Source organism: Microtetraspora sp. NBRC 16547 (assembly GCF_030268965.1).
GTDB lineage: Bacteria > Actinomycetota > Actinomycetes > Streptosporangiales > Streptosporangiaceae > Microtetraspora.
The window spans coordinates 1-20679 of record NZ_BSSE01000035.1; the positions used below are offsets into that span (position 1 = coordinate 1).

The 20679-nt window shown below is 69.7% G+C and carries 18 protein-coding genes and 3 pseudogenes; 9 read left to right on the top strand and 12 right to left on the bottom strand.

Annotated features, from left to right (window positions below; translation table 11 throughout):
• A partial coding sequence (locus QSK17_RS31520) for an RNA-guided endonuclease TnpB family protein (RefSeq protein WP_285709347.1) occupies positions 1–972 on the bottom strand: 972 nt, incomplete at its 3' end.
• A gap of 72 nt (positions 973–1044) precedes the next feature.
• On the opposite strand from QSK17_RS31520, the pseudogene tnpA reads away from it, so the two are divergent.
• Positions 1045–1431, top strand: a pseudogene (gene tnpA, locus QSK17_RS31525) (IS200/IS605 family transposase).
• Positions 1432–1647: 216 nt separating this feature from the next.
• Here the strand turns inward: tnpA and QSK17_RS31530 are convergent.
• Entirely contained in the window at positions 1648–2331 is a 684-nt protein-coding gene (locus tag QSK17_RS31530) for a TioE family transcriptional regulator (RefSeq protein ID WP_285709349.1), read from the bottom strand.
• 89 nt (positions 2332–2420) lie between these two features.
• On the opposite strand from QSK17_RS31530, the gene QSK17_RS31535 reads away from it, so the two are divergent.
• Both QSK17_RS31535 and QSK17_RS31540 read left to right on the top strand, forming a co-directional pair.
• The gene (locus QSK17_RS31535; protein WP_285709352.1) at positions 2421–3587 is read left to right on the top strand and encodes an erythromycin esterase family protein; all 1167 of its coding nucleotides are present in this window, start codon (positions 2421–2423) and stop codon (positions 3585–3587) included.
• Positions 3588–3808: 221 nt separating this feature from the next.
• Positions 3809–4075 (top strand): annotated as a pseudogene (locus QSK17_RS31540) (transposase family protein); the annotation flags it as partial.
• A 305-nt stretch (positions 4076–4380) separates the two neighbouring features.
• Here the strand turns inward: QSK17_RS31540 and QSK17_RS31545 are convergent.
• The 3 genes and pseudogenes from QSK17_RS31545 to QSK17_RS31555 form a co-directional block, all read right to left on the bottom strand.
• Positions 4381–4557, bottom strand: a pseudogene (locus QSK17_RS31545) (FAD-dependent oxidoreductase); the annotation flags it as partial.
• Positions 4554–4742, bottom strand: a complete 189-nt coding sequence (locus QSK17_RS31550; protein ID WP_285709354.1) for an SDR family oxidoreductase — start codon at positions 4740–4742, stop codon at positions 4554–4556. The pseudogene QSK17_RS31545 and the gene QSK17_RS31550, both read right to left, overlap by 4 nt.
• Before the next feature lie 80 nt (positions 4743–4822).
• Entirely contained in the window at positions 4823–5758 is a 936-nt protein-coding gene (locus QSK17_RS31555) for a LysR family transcriptional regulator (protein WP_285709356.1), read from the bottom strand.
• 134 nt (positions 5759–5892) lie between these two features.
• Between QSK17_RS31555 and QSK17_RS31560 the strand changes: the two genes are divergently transcribed.
• Both QSK17_RS31560 and QSK17_RS31565 read left to right on the top strand, forming a co-directional pair.
• Positions 5893–7143 (top strand): MFS transporter, encoded by a 1251-nt coding sequence (locus QSK17_RS31560; protein WP_285709357.1) that lies wholly within the window; start codon positions 5893–5895, stop codon positions 7141–7143.
• A gap of 57 nt (positions 7144–7200) precedes the next feature.
• Positions 7201–7833: a cysteine hydrolase family protein gene (locus tag QSK17_RS31565; RefSeq protein WP_285709358.1), complete on the top strand. Its 633-nt coding sequence runs from the start codon at positions 7201–7203 to the stop codon at positions 7831–7833.
• Positions 7834–8281: 448 nt separating this feature from the next.
• On the opposite strand, the gene QSK17_RS31570 is transcribed toward QSK17_RS31565, so the two are convergent.
• Entirely contained in the window at positions 8282–8839 is a 558-nt protein-coding gene (locus QSK17_RS31570; protein WP_285709359.1) for an NADPH-dependent FMN reductase, read from the bottom strand.
• A complete protein-coding gene (locus tag QSK17_RS31575; protein ID WP_285709361.1) occupies positions 8836–10455 on the bottom strand; it encodes an alcohol dehydrogenase catalytic domain-containing protein in 1620 nt (539 codons plus the stop codon). The genes QSK17_RS31570 and QSK17_RS31575 overlap by 4 nt, the downstream gene beginning before the upstream one ends.
• 89 nt (positions 10456–10544) lie before the next feature.
• On the opposite strand from QSK17_RS31575, the gene QSK17_RS31580 reads away from it, so the two are divergent.
• Positions 10545–11591: an AraC family transcriptional regulator gene (locus QSK17_RS31580; RefSeq protein ID WP_285709364.1), complete on the top strand. Its 1047-nt coding sequence runs from the start codon at positions 10545–10547 to the stop codon at positions 11589–11591.
• On the opposite strand, the gene QSK17_RS31585 is transcribed toward QSK17_RS31580, so the two are convergent.
• Together QSK17_RS31585 and QSK17_RS31590 are read right to left on the bottom strand one after the other, a co-directional pair.
• Positions 11533–11901: a hypothetical protein gene (locus QSK17_RS31585; RefSeq protein WP_285709367.1), complete on the bottom strand. Its 369-nt coding sequence runs from the start codon at positions 11899–11901 to the stop codon at positions 11533–11535. The genes QSK17_RS31580 and QSK17_RS31585 overlap by 59 nt on opposite strands.
• A 97-nt stretch (positions 11902–11998) precedes the next feature.
• Positions 11999–12373: a nitroreductase family deazaflavin-dependent oxidoreductase gene (locus tag QSK17_RS31590; protein WP_285709369.1), complete on the bottom strand. Its 375-nt coding sequence runs from the start codon at positions 12371–12373 to the stop codon at positions 11999–12001.
• Between the two features lie 254 nt (positions 12374–12627).
• On the opposite strand from QSK17_RS31590, the gene QSK17_RS31595 reads away from it, so the two are divergent.
• Complete coding sequence (locus tag QSK17_RS31595) at positions 12628–13188, top strand: TetR/AcrR family transcriptional regulator C-terminal domain-containing protein (RefSeq protein WP_502889331.1); 561 nt, start codon at positions 12628–12630, stop codon at positions 13186–13188.
• 219 nt (positions 13189–13407) lie between these two features.
• Here QSK17_RS31595 and QSK17_RS31600 read toward each other — a convergent pair whose 3' ends face one another.
• From QSK17_RS31600 to QSK17_RS31610, 3 genes are all read right to left on the bottom strand, one after another.
• Positions 13408–14589: a coiled-coil domain-containing protein gene (locus QSK17_RS31600; protein ID WP_285709375.1), complete on the bottom strand. Its 1182-nt coding sequence runs from the start codon at positions 14587–14589 to the stop codon at positions 13408–13410.
• Between the two features lie 347 nt (positions 14590–14936).
• On the bottom strand, positions 14937–15332 hold the full coding sequence (locus QSK17_RS31605; protein WP_285709377.1) for a hypothetical protein: 396 nt from the start codon (positions 15330–15332) through the stop codon (positions 14937–14939).
• Entirely contained in the window at positions 15329–15730 is a 402-nt protein-coding gene (locus tag QSK17_RS31610) for a rhodanese-like domain-containing protein (RefSeq protein WP_285709378.1), read from the bottom strand. Before QSK17_RS31610 ends, QSK17_RS31605 begins: the two co-directional genes overlap by 4 nt.
• A gap of 97 nt (positions 15731–15827) precedes the next feature.
• Between QSK17_RS31610 and QSK17_RS31615 the strand changes: the two genes are divergently transcribed.
• Both QSK17_RS31615 and ltrA read left to right on the top strand, forming a co-directional pair.
• Positions 15828–18308 carry an ATP-binding protein gene (locus tag QSK17_RS31615; RefSeq protein ID WP_285709379.1) on the top strand — a complete coding sequence of 827 codons (2481 nt, stop codon included), beginning with the start codon at positions 15828–15830 and terminating at the stop codon, positions 18306–18308.
• Positions 18309–19005: 697 nt separating this feature from the next.
• Positions 19006–20481, top strand: a complete 1476-nt coding sequence (gene ltrA, locus QSK17_RS31620) for a group II intron reverse transcriptase/maturase (protein ID WP_285709380.1) — start codon at positions 19006–19008, stop codon at positions 20479–20481.
• The last annotated feature ends 198 nt before the right edge of the window (positions 20482–20679 follow it).

The following is a 20679-nucleotide window of genomic DNA, read 5'->3' on the forward strand; positions in this document are numbered from 1 at the left end:
GTAGGCCGGATCAACGTGGATCACGGCGACCCCATGCCGGGCCGCCTTGTAGACGATGAAGCTCCCCAACTGGTGGAAACTCCACGAGTGCAGCGTGACCCGCTGGGGCTTGCGGAGCCGTACCCGGTCACGGATCCCGCCCAGGTCTTCCAGAGCGATCCCGCGTCCGGTGCGTTCTGCCTCGGTCACGATGCGTTTGGCGATGCGGTGATTGGTATCGGCGGCGAACCGCGCCTCCCTGCGGCGACGCTTCTTCAGCAGCCGTTTGGCGGACCTGGTGGCCTTGGCCTGCAACCGGCGGCGCAGCTCCCGGTTGCGGTGGCGGACCGCGTTCAGGCCCTTACCGCAGTGGCGGGCGCCGTCGCTGGTGGTGGCGATGTTGGCGATGCCCAGATCCACCCCGATGAACCCGTCCGGTTCGGTGACCGGAACATCAGGGATCTCGCAGGTCGCGTACAGAAACCACATGCCATCCCGGCAGACCAGGTCGGATTCGCCCTTCCGGTACAAGGCGAGCATCTTGAACTGGTCGGCCGACCCGGTGAACGCGACATTCTTCAACCGGCCGGTCGTGGTCCAGATCGACACCGTGCGCGCGTCGATCTGCCAGGACAGGCAGCGGTCATCGAACGGCTGCGCGGCACCGGCGCGGAAGACGATCGGTTTACTTGCGGCCCGCGCGCGGCGCCGGGAGCCTTCCGGTCCCAGGTTCCCGGCCCGGATGTTGGCTTTCAGTGTGGTGTAGGCGTCGGCGACCTTCTTGATCACATGCTGGGCGGCCTGCGCCCCCAACCCGCGCGCTTTCACCTCGCGATAGGTGTGCTTGCGCAACGCGTACTCGCGACGGTCCCCGGTCGTGAACGCCGTCACCGAGGCGAAGTTCGCGGCGTCGTTGCAGGCGCGCAGGGTCGCCTCCAGAGCCGCCGCCTGCTCGGCCGTCGGCTGGAGCCTCACCTGCACCACCAGCTTCACATCGAACACATTATCGGTTGGTTCATGTCGCCGTGATGGAAACCGAATCCGGATGTCCGCCAAGGTCGCAGTGTGGTCTACAGGCCTACAGCCTCCACGCGCATCCGGTCTCCACCACCAAGTACCGGCGTGGTGTGTCACCGACGAACTCCTGGCACGCCGCGAAGTGATCACGATCGAGGTGTGCGACAGCTTCGGCGCGGAACTGGTCGAGTTCAATGGCGAACATGACCATGTCCACCTGCTGGTCCACTATCCGCCCAATGTCGCCCTGTCCACTTTGGTCAACTCCCTCAAGGGTGTTTCGGCCCGGTTGCTGCGCAAGGGGTTTCCCCACTTGTCCGCAGGTACCTGTGGGGCGGCCATTTCTGGTCACCGTCGTACTTCGCGGCGTCCTGCGGCGGCGCCCCGCTGTCGATCATCAAGGAGTACATCGAGAATCAGAAGCGCCCGGACTAGCGTCCGGGCGAGGCGAGGGAAGCGATTCCTCCCGGGCGTGAACGCCCGGGGTTCCTCGCTATATACCGCTGAAACCCGCCCCGGCCGCCCGCCCCGGCCGCCCGCAGCGGCCGTCGCAGGTCCGCGTAGGGCCGGCCGGCGATCAGGGCCCGCCCACGCGTGTGCATGGTTTCCTTCCGTGGTCATGCCGTTTCCTGTGGTGGACGTGACTCGGCCTCAGGGTTCGCGGGCGCAGAGGTACGCGTCCAGGTCGGCGGCGCCCTTGAGCATGGCGCGGCCCCGGGCGGACAGGCGGGCCTGCCAGTCGCGCAGGGTCGACTCCAGCGGGGCGACGCCTCCGGCGGAGCGGACCTGGGCGATCAGCGGGGCGATCTGCTCCAGCAGGTAGCCGCCCCGCCTGAGCTGGTGGGCCAGCCGGACGTCCCGTACGTCGGCCGCGCTGTAGATCCGGTAGCCCGTCTGCGGGTCGCGGCGCGGCCGGACCAGCCCGGCGTTCTCCCATTTGCGCAGGGTGGCAGGGCGGATGCCGAGCCTCCTGGCCAGGGGGCCGATGAAGGTGTCGCCGCGTTCCTGCGGCACGGGCGCCAGATCGCGGAGCGCGGCTTCGACGGCGTGGAGGGTGCGGCGGTCGTCGAGGAGCTGGCCGTGGCTCTCGTCGATGAGCCGCAGCGCGTCCTCGGTGGCACCCCGGTTGACCGCCTGCATGATCGACGTGGCCGTCTGGTGGCCGTGCCCGGGCACGAGGGCGAGGAACGCGCGCAGGGCTTGCGCGTGCAGCGGCGTATAGGTGCGGTAGCCGTGGACGGTGCGTTCGGCGGCGGGCAGGATGCCGGCGTCCTCGTAGTTCCTGATCGCCTGGGTGGACAGGCCGTGCTCGCGCGCCAGGTCCACTGGCCTCATGGATGCATCACCGATTGAAGGTCCGTCGCGACGAGAAGGGGATTTCACGGAAAAGTTTACACCGAGTGTTCAGCGATACCGTTGAAGGTATGGATATCAAGGACACGGCCCGGCCGCTCGATGGCGCGGGCGTCTCGGCGTTCCTCCGGTCGCTTCCCGCCCGGCCCCAGTTGCTCGGCCTGGGCGAGGCCAGGCACTTCGTGGGGGAGCTGGGCGAGCTGCGCAACGAGATCTTCCGGCATCTGGTCGAGCACGAGGGCTACCGGTCGTTCGCCATCGAGAGCGACTGTCTCATGGGCCTCGTGGTGGACGACTACCTCACGACGGGCGCCGGCACGCTCGACGACATCATGGAACGCGGCTTCAGCCACGGCTTCGGCGCCTCACCCGCCAACCGCGAGCTCGTGCGCTGGATGCGGGCGTACAACGAGGAGCATGACGAAAAGCTCCGGTTCTTCGGGTTCGACGGCCCGCTGGAGTACTGGGCGGCGAGTCCGCGCCAGGCGCTCACCGCCCTCCACGCCCTCCTCGACGGCCCGCTCCCCTGCAGCGTGGAAACCCTCGACGCGCTGCTCGGCCCGGACGACCGGTGGTCGAACGAGGCCACGGCCATGGATCCGTCCCAGTCGATCGGCCAGTCCGCCGACGCCCAGCGGCTGCGACTGGTCGCCGACGACCTGGTGGCGCTGCTCGACACGCAGGCGCCGCGGCTGAGCGCGGAGGACAGGGAACGGGCGGCACTCTACGGCCGCACCGCCGTCGGCCTGCTTCGCTACCACTACTGGCTGGCCGACGCCTCCCCGGAACGGTGGACCCGGCTGTCGGCCCTGCGGGACGCGATGATGGCCGCCAACCTGTGTGCCGTCGCCGAGAACGGCCCGGCCCTGGTTTTCGCCAGCAACCTGCACCTGCAGCGGAACAAGAGCTTGATGTCGTTCGGCGACCAGACGCTGGAGTGGTGGAGTGCGGGGGCGATCGCCGAAACGCACCTGGGCGACCGGTACGCCTTCCTGGCCTCCGCCTTCGGCACGGTCGGCGACGACACCCCGCCCTCGGACACCGTCGAGGGCATCCTGTCCACGCTCCCGTGGGACCACTCGCTCATCGACGCCCGCCGCCTGGCCGAGGCCATCACGAAGCCCGCCCCGCGCATCTCCCACGATTTCGCCTATTTCCCGCTGGACCCGGCCCAGCTCGACATGATCGACGGCATCGTCTTCCTCAAGCAGGCTGTCAGGCTGGTCAGGCTGGGCTGACACGCACGCGCATCAATCGCACCATCCATGCCCGCCCGCTCGCCGAAGGCGGCGCCCGGGATCGCCAGGCGATTGCCGCTGTGCGGACTGGCCGCCGACCCGCTTTGACGGTGACTGGCTGCCCGACCGGGAGTGTCAAGAAAAGGGCTCTGTCGCAGATTTCGGTGGTGACGGAACGTCCCGGTACGTAACGGTAAGCCGTTCATGATCTCGACGAGCTTGTGAACGTGGTGTGTTCCGGATTATCGCCACTGGTCGTGGAGGACGTGGCGGACGAGGGCGAGTGGATCCAGGTACGGGCGCGAACCCCGGACAGGCCGGTCGCCTGTCCGGGCTGCGGCGCTGAGACGGCACGTGTGCACGGCTATCACGAGCGGAGCGTTGCCGACGTCCCGGTCGATGCACGCCACGTGCTGGTGGTGGTACGGATCCGCCGCCTGGTCTGCCCGACCCGCGGCTGCCGCCAAACCTTCCGGGAACAGCTGCCCCGGGCCCGATGGGCGTGACCAAGGGCGTCGGCAGCCCCGTCCGGGCGCGAAACAGCCTTCCGTGGAGCCAGTGCTCGCGGGCAAGTTTGCGCGACAGCGGGTACGCGGTTGACTTCCGCGGCCAGGCCTTCGACGTGCTGAGCGCCGCGCACCAGGGCGCCGACGGGTTCCCAGAGCCACAGCTGCAGCTCGGAACGGGTCGTCACGACCCCGTCCATGGCGGTGATTCGGACCGGGACGGAGGTGTTCGGGTCGAACATGATGGTTCGGGCGAGCGGATCCGCGGTCAGATCCCGCGGCACCAAGCCCAGTTGCCGCAGGGCTTCGAGATGCCTGTCGGTCAGGCTGATCGCCCAGCCGGCTTCGGTGATGACCGGCGCCTGCTCGACGACGGTGACCTCGATGTCGCCGGCGCGGCGGAGCCCGTTGGCCAAGGCCAGGCCGGTGAATCCAGCTCCGATGATCAGGACGCGGCGGGTCATGCGATCGCCATCCCGCCGTCGATCGCGATCACTTGGCCAGTGACCCACTCCGCAGCGGGGTCGACGAGCGCGACGATCCAACGGGCGACTTCGTCCGCGGTGCCGCGCCGCTTGAGCGGGAGCGATGCCGCCTCCAGCGCGATGATCGCAACCAGAGCGCGGCAGCGAACCCCGGCACGCGGCATGGTGTCGGGGCCGCTGCGAGCTGTATAGGTCAGCCTCCTGACTCCCGGTCCATCGGTCCGGCCCGCTGAGGCGGCGGCGTTCAGCGCGGGATTGCCCAGTCCGGCGCCCAGGTCCCGGCGGCGTCATGGCCGGCCGCTGTGGCGGCGAGGTGGGCGCGGAGGGTGGCCAGCGCGGGGTGGGGGTTGTCGCGGTGCCACAGGAGCGAATGCGGGTAAACGGGCGTGGGGTCGGTCACCGGGATGCGGCGCAGGCCGTGGCCGGCGGGCCAGACGAGGCGGGTCTGCCCGCCCATGAAGGTGGCCAGGGCCGGGGTGTCGGCGATGGTGTCGAGGAGCGCGTCGGAGCCGAAGTTGGGGCCGGTCGCCTCGATGGTGAGGCCGAACTCGGCGATGAGGTCGTCGTAGTAGGCGGTCCACTCGGTTCCGGGGGCGAGGCCGGGCATCCAGATCCGGTGCCCGGCGAGCTGAGCGACGGTCACCGACCGGGCGGACGCCAGCGCGTGGGCGGGGCCGATGAGGAGCTGGAGCGGCTCGTCGAGCACCCGGACGGACTCGATGTCCTCAGGAAGGGGCCGGCCGGGCATGGCGACGGCGCGGAAGGACGCGTCGATCGCACCGGACCGAATGGCGGCGACGGCCTTCTCGATCTCGAACAGCATCACCACGTCGAGGTCGATCTCGGGGTGCGCGCGGTGGAAGCCGCGCATCAGGCCTGACGCCGCGCTGCGCGAAGCGATCATGTCGACGCGCAGCGGACGGCGGCCGGTGCCCACGGACGCGACCGCGCGCTCGGCGCCGCGCAGCAGCTCCCGGGCATGGGGCAGGAACGCCTGCCCGTCGATGGTGAGCTCGGCGCCGCGCGGCGTGCGGGTGAACAGCCGCACGCCGAGGTTGCGCTCCAGCGCGGCGATGCGCTTGGAGACGGCCTGCTGGGTGACCGCCAGCTCGGCGGCGGCCTCCTGGAATTGCCCCGCGTCGGCGGCGGCGACGAAGGTCCGGACGGTGTCGAGGTCCATGCGGACACTTTATGGATACAACCGTTGGTTGTGGCCGGGCGGCCCTACGGTTGTTTGATCCCCGGGCACGGTGCTCGCTTTGATGCTTCCGATCGCGGATCGGTTGTGCGAGTGAGTGACGAGGGGCGTCGGACATGAGGAACGGGCACCGGTTAGGGCGGCGGTTCGGGTGGCTCTGGGGAGCGTACGGGACCAGCGCGCTCGGCACGTGGCTCGCCTTCGGCGCGTTCCCGCTGATCGCGATCCAGGTGCTGCACGCCGGGCCGGCGGAGGTCGCGGCGTTGTCCGCCGTGGGGGCTGCGGTGGGCGCGGCCGTGGCGGTGCCGCTCGGCCCGTGGGTGGAGTTCCGCCGCAAACGGCCGGTGCTGATCGGGATGGACCTGGTGCGGTTCGCGGCGCTGCTGACAATCCCCGCCGCGTTCGCGCTCGGCGTGCTCTCCTTCGTCCAGCTCCTGCTGGTCTCGGTCGTCGTCGCGGCGGCCGACATCACCTTCCGCGCCGCCTCCGGCGCGTACCTGAAGACGCTGCTGCCGGGCGAGGACCTGCTCGTCGCCAACGCCCGATTCGAATCCACGGCCTGGACGACCACGATCATCGGACCGCCGCTGGGCGGTGCCGCGATCGGGCTCCTCGGTCCGGTGGCGACGGTGGTGGCCGACGCGGTCAGCTTCCTGCTCTCGGCCCTGGGCATCCGCGCGACGGGCAGCCAGGAGCCGCGGCCCGAGCGCCGGGAGGCCGCGCGCATGCGGGCCGGGGACCTGCTCGACGGTTGGCGGTACATCCTTGCCGACACGACGCTGCGTCCGCTGTTCTTCAACACCGCCTTGTTCAACGGCCTGGTGATGGCCGCCGACGCGCTGCTGGCCGTCCTGATGCTCGGCCAACTCGGGTTCGCACCGTGGCAGTACGGCCTCGCCTTCGCCGCGCCCGCGATCGGCGGGCTGCTCGGTTCGCGGCTGGCCCGACCGCTCGTCACCCGGTTCGGGCAGCACCAGGTCCTGGTCGTGGCCGGGGCGCTGCGCGCGATCTGGCCCGTCGGGCTGGCCTTCCTGGGGCCGGGGACCGGAGGGCTGCTGCTGGTGATGGGCGTCGAACTCGGGCTGATCTTCTGCTGCGGGGTCTTCAACCCCGTCTACGCCACCTACCGCCTCGAGCGCACCGCGACCGGGCGGGTCACCCGCACGCTGTCCGCCTGGTCGGTGACGACCAAGGCCTCGACCGCGCTCCTGACGGCCGCATGGGGTGCGCTGGGCGGCCTGCTCGGCCCGCGCACGGCCATCGGCCTGGCCGGCGTGCTCCTGCTGGCGACCCCGCTGCTGCTCCCCCGACGGGCCGCGGCGCCCCTTGCCGAGCCGGAGATCGTGGCTCATGTGCCCAATGTGTAGCCGGCCCCGGCGTGCGATCTCGCGTGTCAGGGCGCTTTTATCACCCAAGGAGAGAAAATGACCGCCACGACCCCGGCGCTGGACCCCCGGACGGCCGCGCTGCTCGTCATGGATTACCAGCAGGGCATCCTGGCCTCGCTCCCCGGCCTGACCGACCCGGAAGCGCTGCTGTCACGGGTGGCCGGCGCCATCGCCGACATGCGAGCACACGGCGCCGCCATCGCCTACGTGCGAGTCGGATTCACCGAAGCCGACTGGGCGGCGATCCCGCCGGCCAACAAGACTTTCTCCTTCCTCGGGCAGCAGCGCCTCATGCACCACGCGGATCCCGCCACAGACGTCCACCGTCAGCTCGCTCCTGAGCCCGGCGACATCACCGTCCGCAAGACCCGCTACGGCGCGTTGTCCACCACAGATCTGGACCGGCAACTGCGGGATCGCGGAATCACCACCCTGGTCATCGCTGGCATCACCACCAGCGGCGTCGTACTGTCCACCGTCACTGACGCCGCCGACCGCGACTACCAGCTCTACGTCCTCTCCGACGGCGTCACCGACCCGGACCCGCAAGCCCACCAGACCCTGATGACCAGCATTTTCCCGAGACTGGCCCACATCATCGACACCGCCGAACTGCGCTCCCTCCTGCACGAGAGCCATCCCGATCGGGCAAAGACCGGCAGGGCGTAACCGTCAATGATGATCAGCACCGTCAAGGTGATCGCTGTCAGCGGCCAGACCTCGGTTCTGGCCGCTGACGGATCTCAGAACCTCTCGCAAAACAGGTTTCGCAAAATGCCCCCGCGCCGACGGCGGTCAGGTAGGCCCTCGGGGAGTATCGGAACGGGAATTAGCAGTAGCGACTGACGCAGTGCCGCGTCAGCGAGCGGGCTGCGCCGTCCCCGTACGAGAGCCGGGGATCTCGTCGGCCTGGAGGGCGGCGAAGTCGGCGTGGGCCGCCTCGACGGCACCCGGCTGTGCGGGGCGTGCGCCTTGATCTCCCGCACCGTGCGAAGCGCCTCCTCAAACTGCGGACGCACCCGCACACAGCGGGCGTAGCCGATGCGGATGTCCGCGCCCGGGGTGTCCTCGACGGCCGGTGCCGGGGGGCGGGGTGCCGGCACGTGGCTGCGGCACTTCACATTCTGAGCGGTCGCAGCGCCTTGCTCCAGGAGACGACCTGGTCGAGCAGCTTGCTCAGCATGTCCTCCTGGTGCGCGGCGGGCTTGAAGGTGGTGAAGTCCTCGAAGTCGGCGTGCATCAGCAGCTCCACGGCCGCCTGGACGTCGGCCACCTTGACCTGGCCGAGCACCTGCCGCAGGTGCTCGGCCGCCCGCACGCCGCCGCTGACGCCGTAGCCGACCACGCCTGCGGCCTTGTCGTGCCACTCGGCGAACAGGAAGTCGATGGCGGTTTTGAGCGCGCCGGTGGTCGAGTGGTTGTACTCGGGCGTCACGAAGACGAAGCCGTCGAAGCCGTCGATGGTGTCGGACCACGTCTTGGTATGCGGGTGCTCGTAGACCCCGGTGGCCGCGGCGAGCGGTTCGTCGAGGTGGGGCAGGTCGTAGTCCTTCAGGTCGACCAGCTCGTAGTGCGCGTCGCCGCGCCTGACCGCGTGGTCATGGACCCAGCGGGCGACGGCCTCGCCGTTGCGCCCCGGCCGCGTGCTGCCGACAATGATGCCAATTTTGATCATTTCTCCACCTTCAGTATGATTTTTCCGCGAATAAGGCCGCGCTCGGCGGCCCGGTGCAGGTCTGCCAGGGACTCCAGCGGGCGAGCGTCCGCCTTGACATCCACCACGCCCTTGTCGATCAGCGCCACGAGCTCGGTCAGCTGGCCTGGGTTGTTGCGGGCCACGAACTGGACGGCGCGCGGATGCTCGATCGGCTGGGTGATCGAAACGAACTCCCTGGCCAGCCGCGTCACCGAGGCGGGCACGTCGGCCACCAGGTTGATCAGCACGTCGTTGCCGCCCGGCAGCGGAGCGGTGGTGTAGTCGACGACCTCGTCGGCGCCCAGCGCCCGCACGGCAGCGGCGCTGCGCGGGCTGGCGGTCGCCACCACGTGCGCGCCCGCATGCTTGGCCAGCTGCACGGCAAACAGCCCGACGCCGCCGCCGGCCCCGTTGATCAGCACCCGGCTGCCGCGGCCGATGCGGGCATGCTCAAAGACCGCCTGCCACGCGGTGAGCCCGGCTACCGGCACGGCAGCCGCGTCCGCCAGCGGGATCCGCTCCGGTGCCCTGGCCAGCCCGCTCGCCTTCGCGACCGCGTACTCGGCCGCCGCCCCGTCGATGAGCCCGATCACTTGGTCGCCGGGGGCGAGGTCACCCGCCCCGGTGACCACGGTGCCCGCGACGTCCCAGCCGAGCGTGTGCGGCAGCGTGACGCCGAGCACGTCCTGCAGCAGGCCCATCCGTAGGCCGACCTCCGACGGGTTGAACGACGTCGCGGCCACCCTGATGAGCACCTCGCCCGGCCCAGGCTTCGGCACCGGCACCTCGTCCAGCGAGATCACCGAGGCGTCGCCGTACTCGTGGATGCGGGCGGCCCGCATGGTGCCGAGGAAGTCCGCGGCGTGCTCGCTCGCCCACGTCTCGAACGTGCTCGCGGGCGCTCCGGTGACCTCCTCCACGGTCCCGGTGGCCGGGCCGGGCTCGGCGAGACCGCGCAGCATCCCGTCCACGGCCGGCGCGGGCCACCCCAGCCCGAGCAGCCGTAGCCTGGCCTCCTCCGGAGGCTCCTCCTCCCAGCGCACCGGCCGGCCGATCGCGGCGCCGATCGCCCGCGCCTGCTCCCGCTGGGTCAGCGGCCGGGGTCCGGTCAGCGTGTAGACCGCGCCGTGGCGCCCTTCGTCGAGCAGCGCGCGCACCGCGACGGCTGCGACGTCTCGCTCGTGGATGGGGGAAAAGGCCGCGTCGCCGTACGGCTGCCGCACGACGCCCGCGCGGACCTGCTCGGCCCACCGCAAGGTGTTGGCCGCGAACGCGTGCGGGCGCAGCACCGTCCACTCCCGGGCGGTCCCAGCGATCAGGCGCTCGATCTCGACCTCGTGCGGGCGGGCGGCGGCCGAGGACAGGTAGACCACCCGCCGCGCCCCGATCAGCTCCAGCACCTCGCGGGCGCCCTCAGCCGAGGCGAACGGCCACAGCAGGAACACCGCGTCGACACCGTCGAGAGCCGCCTCCAGCGCGACCGGGTTGGTCAGCTCCCTCGTCACCGTGCGCACGTCGGCGCCCGCGTCTTCAAGTTGGTTCACCAGAGAGCGGCCGATCGTGCCGGTCGCCCCGCTGACCAGGACTTTTATCATGCCGTCAACCATATGAGCCATGAGTGAGGCGTCCAATGCGCTTCTGTCTGCAATTTATACGCGATCGTCTCCCACGTTAGACTTACGTCATGGACGTGCTGAGCGACGTGATCGCCTCCATGCGCATGGGCGTGCCGCGCTCGGCGCGTGTCGAGTGGCCGGCGCCGTGGGGGCAGCGGTTCCCGTCAGCGCCTGGCTCGGCGGGCTTCCAGGTGGTGCTGCAGGGCTCGTGCTGGGCGATCCCGCCAGAGGGCGAGCCGATCCCGGTCGGGACGGGCGACGTGCTGTTCTTCCCCCACGGGCACGGCTACGCGCTGACCGACTCGCCCACCAGCCCCATCGCGGAGCCCGACTGTGATCCCTATGCCCACGCCGAGCTATTCGCCTCGGCCTCTATGGAGGGCACCGGGCCCGTCACCGTGACGCTCTGCGGCGGCTACCAGCTCGACTCCAGCCGGGCGCATCCGCTGCTCAGAGGGCTGCCCGAGATGATCCACCTGCCCGCCAGGCTGGGGCACAACACCGAACTGCGCGCCGCCGTCGAGCTGCTCGGCAAGGAGATCGACGACCCGCGGCCAGGCGCGGACATGGTGGTGTCGGCGCTGCTGGACATGCTGCTGCTGTACATCCTGCGTGCTTGGTTCGACGTCTCGATGGAGCACTGCAAGGTTGACAGCTGGGCCGCCGCGCTGGCCGACCCGGCCATCGGCGCCGCGCTCGACGGCATCCACCGCGACCCTGCCCACCCGTGGACGGTCGAGTCGCTCGGCCGCCGCGCCGGTCTCTCCCGCGCGGCGTTCTCCCGCCGGTTCACCCAGTTCGTCGGGCAGCCGCCGCTGACCTATCTGACCTGGTGGCGGCTGGGCACGGCCGCGCGCATGCTGCGCGACTCCGACGCCGCGCTGAGCGAGATCGCTGCCGCGGTCGGCTACGGCTCGGAGTTCGCCTTCGCCAATGCCTTCAAGCGCGAGTACGGCATGGCCCCCGGCAAATACCGCCGCCTGGGCTGCCCGCCTACAGGCCGAACAGCGGCAGGCACCGCTCCAGCCCCCGGATCTCGAAACCCGGCTCGGCGGCTCACTTCCCAGACCCGGCGGGCGCGCTCCAGATCGTCAAGGCCGGACAGGTCGCCGTAGGTGGACTCGTGCGGCGCGGCGGCCCGCCGGTGCTGTTGATGCTGGCCCGGAACAGCGGCCCGGCTGTGTACCCGCCGCGCTCCCAGTAGTGCCGAAACGCCGTGTCGTCCCCGGCCTCGCGTGCCTTGTCCAGGTACTCGGCGTACCGGGCGGTAACGAACGAGGTCGGCGCGCCCTTGGGAACCTTGCGGCCGCCCAGCCGGTTCAGCTCCCTGTGTCTGCTCGCTGTCGCCGCCCTGGCCCTCGTCCGCCCATGTGGGAACCTGCTGACCGAGGCGATCCAGCTGCTGCCGGACCTGTTGCGGCTCATCCACCGGCTGGCCCGCGACCAAACCCTGCCGCGCGGGGTGCGTGTACGGCTGTGGCTGCTGCTGGCGTATCTGGCGCTTCGCGCTAGACGTCGATCGTCAGCCTGCGACCACGTCCATACGGAGGAACTCGGTGATGCGGAGCAGCCTCGGTGGGCGTGCCACCTCATCGGAGAGGGCCCGGAACGCCTCGCGTTCCCCGACGAGGCGTGGGGCGGCGAGTTCCACCTCCCTCCCGTCGACCCGGAGCCGCGCACCGTCGGCTGCCAGAACGTTCTGCACCCAGTCCGAGCGCGATCCGTACACCAGAACGAACAAGTAGCCGCCGTCGACAGGATGCGCATCGAGCGGCGTGCGGTACGTCGTGCCAGAGACGCGACCGACGTGAATCAGCACCGGCCACCTCCCGCCCGCGATCGCGCGAGGGTTGAACACCCTCTTGTTCACGTGCCCCCACCACTTCGGCATCGGCATCGGGATCTCCTTCTCCCGCCCCGGCGGGGCGCGTCGCAGGTCAGACGTTCGCCGAGCCCCAGCTGATGCCAACCCGGGAGGACTTACATCAGTAAGGCCAGCTTACGTGTGTAAGGTTGGCTTACGCTTGTAAGGTTGTCAACCGCCCATACCCCGGAGCCGTCGTGTCACCACCACCACAACCGCTCAGCAGAGGCCTCGTGCTGGAAGCGGCGATCCGGGTCGCGGATCGAGGCGGCGTAGAGGCGATCACGATGCGACGGGTGGCGCAGGAACTGGGCGTGGAGGCGATGTCGCTCTACCACCACGTGCCGAACAAGGACGCGATCCTCGACGGCGTGGTCGACATGGTGTTCACGGCGATCGAGCTACCCAGCGTCGAGTGTGACGATTGGCGCGACGCGATCCGTGTGCGCGCTTCCTCTGCGCGTGCGGTCCTGTCGCAGCACAGCTGGGCTCTCGGCCTCATGGACTCCCGTCGTAACCCGGGGCCGGCGACGCTACGCCACCACGACGCCGTCCTCGGTGTCCTCCGGGAGGCAGGGTTCACGCTGCCGATGGCCGCGCACGCTGTCTCGCTCATCGACAGCTACATCGGCGGGTTCGTCCTCCAGGAGGCGAACCTGCCGATGACGACGCCGGACGATGTCGAGGACGTGGCCGGCAGCATCCTCGAGCACCTGCCGGCGGACGAGTTGCCGTACCTCACAGAGATGATCGTCGACCACGCTCTGCGGCCGGACTACGACCACACGAGCGAGTTCAGCTACGGCTTGGACCTGATTCTGGATGCGCTCGAAGCCCGCCGGAGGTAGAGCCCCCGACACCGCCACGTGAGACTCACCTTGCCCCTCCCCCAAAGTGCTCGCAGCGGGGACCGGCGGCGTGTTCAGATCTCCCGCCACCAGCTGCTCCAGCACGGTCACCCCCGGCAGCAACACCCGATGCCGCCGCAGCCCGCCCGCCCTGCCTGCGCTGACCTCCCTCGTCACGCACGCCGACACCGACCTCGATGGAGAAGGACTCGGGGAAAGTCAGGGAGTGCGGGGAGCCTGCTCGTTGGCGTTCGCGTTCTCGGCGGCCGCCTCCTCAAGGCGGCTCGCCCGGAACTCGGCCGCGACCGCGCGCTCGCGAAGCTGAGCCGCCTCCGCCCGTGCCGCGTCGAGCTGTGCCCGTAGATCCTGCAGGCGCGCCCGCTCCAGGGCCAGCTCGGCGTGCAGTCGCTCCCGCTCGGCGGCGGCCGCACCGGCCTGTTCGGCCGCCTTGGCCAGCTCCTCGGTCGCGGCGCGCGCGTCCGCCGTGGCTTTCGCGGCCTCGACCTGAGTCCGCGCGGTCTCCGCGGCCGCGAGCGCGCGGGCCGACTCGGCCGCCTCCGCCCGGTCGCGTTCCCCGTCGGCGCGGGTGACGGCGCGGTCGCGCTCGGCCTCCGTTGCGTGGGCCCGTGCGATGGCCGCCGCGCTCGCCTGTTCGGCCTCCCGGTGCGCGCGCCGCGCCATCTCCGCCTCGGCCCTGGCACTGGACGCCTCGGCTTGGGCCCGCTCACTCTCCTGCCGCGCCTGTTCGGCCTCCGCCTGCGTCTGCTGCACCTCGGCGGAGGAGCGCTCGGTGTGCTCGGCCAGCTCGGCGAGCGCCTGTTCCCTGGAGGCCTCGGCCAGGTCCGCGCGCTTGCGGGCGTCCTCCGCCGCCTGCTTGGCCACCCTTTCCGTCGTCGCGGCCTCGCGAAGCGCGGCCAGCGCCTGTTCCCTGGCGGTCTCCGCGTCCGCGAACGCGGTGTCACGCTCAGCGTGCGCCTCCTCGGCCCGGCGGCGCGCCTCCTCCGTCTCCCGCCTGGCCTCCTCGGTCGCTTCGTGCGCCAGCCGTACCTGCTCGAACGCCTGCTCCCGTTCGGTGCGGGCGATGGCGACGCGGGTGTGCGCCTCGGCCTGGATCGCGCTCAGCCTCGCCTCCACTCCGGCGGGGCTCAGCTCATCCGCCAGCACCTGCGCGAGCGGTGTGATCGCGGCAGCCAGCCCCTTCTCCATGCGCTCGTAGAGATCCTCGGCCCGGGCCAGCGCGCCTTCGAGTCCGGGCGTCGCCCGGCGCAATTCCCGCTCGCGCTTGGCCGCCGACTGGCAGTCGCCCTCCGGACAGTACTCCCGGGGTCTCCCCCGCCCGGTCTGCTTCTCGATCGGCATGCCGCAGTGCCTGCACGGCGTCGCCGCCGGAGAGGTCGTCATGGTCGACAACTCTAGCAATTTCTGGATTTCTGGAAACCATAAGTCAGAAATTGCGAGATCTTGCGTCGAAGCCGGCGTCGATAGCTTGGGAGATTGCCAATTCCCGCAAGTAATCGCACGCGGGTCACGCGCCACCGATGACTGCGGAAGGCGCGCAGCGGACGGTGAGCGTGGAGGCCACCGTGAGAATGGTCACCTAGTTGGTCAGGGGTTTCGTCACTGCCGTCAGCGGGTTCCTCATGGCATGTCAGCGGCTTAGCCGCTTACTCGGCACCTGAAGCCCCCGGCCCCGACCTCACAAGCCGACGCTGACAGCGGTCGAGCACGACGCCTCAAGCTGTTGGAGATCATGCCGGGTCGGGTTTCTGGTCCGGGATGGGCTGGAAACCAGAGCACAGGATGCGCAGCCATGTGATTCGTTCGCTGGCGACGTTGTAGTAGACCTGCTGTTCGACCAGGTAGCGAGTGGATCCGGTACGGACCTGCAGGCGGTAGGCGAGATGTTCGCGGTCGCCCATGCGGTCGGTGGCGACGTGCAGGAGACGTTCGATGTCGTCGTCGGGTCCGAACCAGTGACCAAGAATGATCTGGTCGACGACCTCGCCGAGGCTGTCGGCGTCCCAGTGGGTTCCGGGGGTGAGGGCCTTGAAGTCGAGCGGGTCGCCGAGCAGGGTGCGCAGCGTGCCGCGGTCCTTGGCGGCAAGAGCCTGCGCGAACCTCTCGCCGAGCGCGTGTCCTGTCATCGGCGGTCCTCCTCCGCCTGGAGAGTCACGGGGCGGCCGTGCTCTTTCCAGGCATTGATGCCTCCGTCGAGGTGGGCGACGTTGGCGTAGCCGAGTTCCTGCAGCGCCAGGGTGGCGAGCGCGGAACGGCCGCCTGATGCGCAGTACAGAATGGTCGTGGCGGCGGGATCGAACTCGGGCCGATGGTAGGGGCTGGCCGGATCGGCCCAGAACTCAAGCATGCCGCGCGGAGCGAGGACAGAGCCCGGAACGCTGCCGTCGCGGGCAACCTCGCCGGGTTCACGCAGATCGATCAAGGTCACCGTGCCGGACTCCAGGGCCTCGGCCACCTCCGCGACCGACAGGTTCCGAACCTGTGCGCGAGCGTGAGCGATCATTTCGGTGACGGAGCTTGCCATTCGTTTGTCCTTTCGGGAGGCTCCCGATATCACACGTCATTCTCGAAGCGGGGACATCCGTGCTCAGTACGGAACTTTTCTGGGGGATGATCGCGTCATGGAGGACGCCGCGATACCGGGGACGTTGCGGGATGCCGGGGTCACCAGGCGGGAGGCGGAGGTCTTCTGGCTGGTCGGTGAGCGGTTGACGAACCGTGAGATCGCCGATCGGCTCGGGCTATCCGAGCGGACCGTGGAGAGCCATGTGTCGTCCCTGCTGCGCAAGCTCGGCCACACGGCCAGGAGGGACCTGGTCGAAGGCGCGGCGCGGCTCCGGAATCGAGCTCACGCTCTGCCCAGGCATCTGTCGTCGTTCGTCGGCAGGGAGCATGAGCTCCGCGACCTCGCCGAACTGGTCGCCGATGACCGTATGGTGACTCTGACGGGGCCCGCGGGCATCGGGAAGACGCGCGTCGCCCTGCGCGTGGCCCACGAGGCCGTCGGGCTGCCTCCCGCGGTCCTGGTCGATCTGGCCTCGGTCCCGCCCGGCAGACCGGTCGACCGGACGTTCGCCGACGCCCTCGGCGCGGGCGGCGACGGCGGGGACCTCGGCCCGCAGATCATCGCCGCGATCCGAGCACGCCCGTGCTGGCTGTTGGTCGACAACTGCGAGCACGTCGCCGACGCCGTCGCGGCCCTGCTGGCCGGTCTGCTGGCGGCGGCCGACGGTCTGCGCGTGCTGGCGACCAGCTATGGGCCGCTGGGAGTGAGCGGCGAGGCCGTCTATCAGCTTCCGCCGCTGCCGATTCCTGACGAGGCCGCCGATTCCGGAGAGATCCTGGACTGCGCCGCCGTCCGGCTGTTCACCGACCGCGCGGCAGCCGTCGCGCCCGGCCTCACCATCACGCCGGCCGACGCGACTGTGCTCGCCGCAATCTGCCGCCGCCTGGACGGGTTGCCGCTGGCCATCGAACTGGCCGCCGCCCGTACCCGGTTCGCCTCGCCCGCCGAGCTGCTGCGCCTGCTCGACGACCGGTTCGCGCTGCTGACCGATGCGCCGCGTCCCAACCGCCACCGCACCCTTGAGGAGGCCCTGCGGTGGAGCTACGACCTTCTGGACGACGACGAGCGCCTCCTGCTGGACCGCTGCTCGGTGTTCCCCGGCGAGTTCGACTACGACACTGCGACGCAGGTGTTGGCCGCGCCACCGCTCACCGACACCGACCTCACCCGGGTCTTCCCGCGCCTGCTGGACCGCTCGATGATCTCTGCCCGCCGCCAAGGCGGGCACACGCGGTACCGCCTGCTCGACAGCGTCCGCCAGTTCACTCACCACAGGCTGGCCGAACGGCAAGAGTACGAGCAGATCCACGACCGGCACGCCCGCCACCATCTGACGCACGCCGTGTCGATCGTTCCCGCGCTGAGAGGAGGGAACCAGACGGCAGCCCTGCGCTGGTTCACCGACCGCTGGACCGATCTGAGGATGGCCGTGCGACGCGCCCTCGACTCCGGTGGCACCGCCGCGGCTTGGGGCTTTCTCGCCGGCGTCGGCACCGGATGGGAGACCCTCGGGGCACGCGGCGAACTGTTCACCTGGGTGAACGCGCTGCTTGACCGGCCCCTCCCGGAAGGCTCCGCGGGTGTCCGCGCCGCGATCACCTCCTGCCTTCTGCTCTGCTACCAGGACACTGACAGGGCACTGGAGCTGGCCGGCTGGGCGGCGGACCACGCGGCGACCGAGGAGGAGCAGGCGTTGGCCGACTTGGCGGTCGGCTGCGTGGCCGTTCACCGGCGCGGACACGCCGAAGCGGCCCGGGCACTCGACGACGCGGCCGCGGTCTTCGAACGGCTGGGTGATGACTGGCATCACGCGCTGGCACTGTCCGTGCTCGGGAGCATGGCGGCCGACACCGCGACCGCGGTGGGTCGGCTCAGCGCCGCGGCGGCCCTGTTCGGACGGCTAGGCGACCGCGTGAAACGCGCCAACTGTCTCAACCACCTCGCGGGCCGACTGATCCGCGACGAGATTCGCCTGACAGAGGCCGAGGCCTGCCTGAACGAGGCACTCGACCTCGCCCTGCGCACGGGAAGCGACCACGAACGCCTCCACGCCCAACTCCACCGAGCCCGCCTCACCCAGCACCGAAACGACCAAGAGGCGGCAACGGCACTTCTCACCGATCTCCTCCCGGAATTCCACCGCATCGGAGACCTCCGCTGTGCGACCCACTGCCTTCTAGGGCTCGGCCGCGCAGCCGCCTCACACGGCCACCACCGGCGCGCGCGACGCCATCTCCTCAAGGGTGTCGACACCGCGATCGCCATCAACGACCACAATCTGATCGCTACCGGCCTGCGGCTACTCGCTGAGACCGAACACGCCGCCGGCTTCGCGGCCCGATCCGCCCAGTTGCTTGGCGCCGCGACACCCACCGGCAACGGCGGTCCAGGCGACAGCCGGCTGCGGCTCACGCTGCGCGCCGAGCTCGGCGAGGCGGCCTTCGCTTCCGCACTCACGGCCGGCCGCGGAACGCCGCCCGCCGCACTGCTCAAAACCCTCATGGCCGCGGACGGAGCCGACGCCGATGGCGAGTGAGCTCACGGCGTCATCGATTCGCTGACCAGGATTCAGCAGGTCATACAGCGTCTCCCACGTCACGAAAGCGCGTGACGAAGCTGTACGCGGGTCTGTCCAGTCTTCGGCGTGCGCCGTGAAGCGCTGTGATTTGAGCGGAGGTGGGAGACCTTCGCCTTCGGCCTGTCGCAGCAGGTCGGTGAAGCTGAGGGCAGCCTGATCCGGGTGATGCCGGGGAGGGCGGGAGCAGCCCTGACAAAGCCGGGACGTGCCAGTACTGCCAGATGGTGCGGGTCCGGTGAGCGTGATGGAGAGGAGTACGAGAGGAACCGACGTCGTTAAGTCCCTCAACTGGACGCCTGCTCGAACCTGGTGGATCTGGGCAGGACGCGGTGCGCACCCGCCGGCCGAGGCTGGCGGGGAACTCCTGGGTCGGTTTGCCGTTGCCGGCAGGGAGGCCATGAGGAAGGTCTGCGGCGTACTCATGGCGAGGCCGCAGGGACAAAGTCGGGCTCCTACTTCGTCGAGCGAATCACAGTGAACACGGGAACCACCCGGTCGCAGCTCCAGGCCGTGGGCATCCAGCCCGTTGGCCGGGATAGGTGCATCGACCACTGGACGGGCCGGGTGGGGCGGAGCCGCCGTAGTAGTCCGAGGCCGGGAGAGCCGGTCACATGGCGAAGGGCGGCAGCGGCTTCGAGAAGGGATGGAGGCTGCAATGCCGAAAGACGCGCCGCCGAATGGCGGCGCCTGGCCGGAGGCGGTCCCACTGGGGCCGAGTCGGCGGGTATCGGAGATGCAGGCCAAGCTTCACCGTTGGGCGGCGGCTGATCCTGGCCGCCGGTTCGACGACCTGTTCAACTTCGTGCATGACCCGGCGACGCTACTCGTGGCGTTCGATCGGGTTGCGGGCAACCGCGGAGCACGCACTCCCGGCGTGGACGGCCTGACGGCCACCGACGTCGAGGAGCGCATCGGTGTTCCGGGGTTCCTGGACGACCTGCGAACCTCCCTGAAGGATGGTTCGTTCCGGCCTTTGCCGGTGCGGGAACGCAAGATCCCCAAACCGGGTGGGGCAGGAAAGGGAAAGGTCCGCGCTCTCGGGATTCCGACGGTGGCCGACCGGGTCGTGCAGGCCGCGCTGAAACTCGTGCTGGAACCGATCTTCGAGGCTGACTTCGAACCGGTCTCATATGGGTTCCGGCCCAACCGGCGTGCTCAGGATGCGATCGCTGAGATTCATCATTTCGGCACCCGAGGCTATCGGTGGGTGCTGGATGCGGACATCGAGGCGTGCTTCGACCGGATCGACCACACGGCCCTGATGGAGCGGGTGCGTTGCCGGGTGAAGGACAAACGCGTTCTGGCACTGGTCAAAGCGTTCCTGAAAGCCGGGATCTTGACTGAGCTCGGTGAGAACAAGAGCACCACGACCGGGACGCCGCAGGGCGGCATCCTGTCTCCGCTGCTGGCCAACATCGCCTTGTCGGTGCTCGATGAGCACCTGATGGAGCCATGGAAGCCCGGCGGGACGATGTCGAGCGAGGGCAAACGCGGACACCGCCGCCGCAAGGGGCTACCGACTTGGCGGCTGGTCCGCTACGCCGACGACTTCGTCGTCCTGGTCCACGGGACACAGGCCGACACGCTGGCGGTGCGCGAGGACGTCGCGAGAGTGCTGGAACCGATCGGGTTACAGCTGTCACCAGCCAAGACCCAGATCGTGCATCTGAGCGACGGGTTCGACTTTCTGGGGTTCCGCATCCAGTGGCGCCGCAAGAGGGGAACCGATAAGTGGTACGTCTACACCTTCATCGCAGACCGGCCCATCCGGTCGTTGAAGGCCAAGATCCGTGCCCTGACCCACAGGAAGTCGCAACAAGACCTGAGGTCCGTGCTGATCAGGCTCAACCAGATCATGCGCGGCTGGGCCAACTACTTCAAGCACGCCGTGGCCAAAGACCGGTTCTCAGCCCTTCACCAATTTGCGTGGTGGCGGCTGATCCGGATGCTGCAAGTCCGGCACCGCTGGAGCTGGAAGGACGTCCGACGCCAGTTCACCACCCCGACCGGGTGGTGGCTGCCCATTACGGCGACGGACGGGACCGAGCTGTTCGATATCGCCAAGATCACGGTTACCCGATATCGCTGGCGGAGTAGCAAGATCCCCAACCCTTGGGCCACACCCGCATGACGGCAGAAACCGTGGAGAGCCCGTTGCGTTGAGAGGCGCACGGCGGGTTCGGCGAGCGGTCTGGAGAAACGGACCGGGAGTAATCCCGATACCGCGCTCCAGGCCGACTCGGCTCTGTCCCGTAATCGGTGGTGGCGCTGAGTGATCAGCTGCCAGCCTGAGGCGTGTTGAAGATCAACGATCTGATGGGCGTGGTGT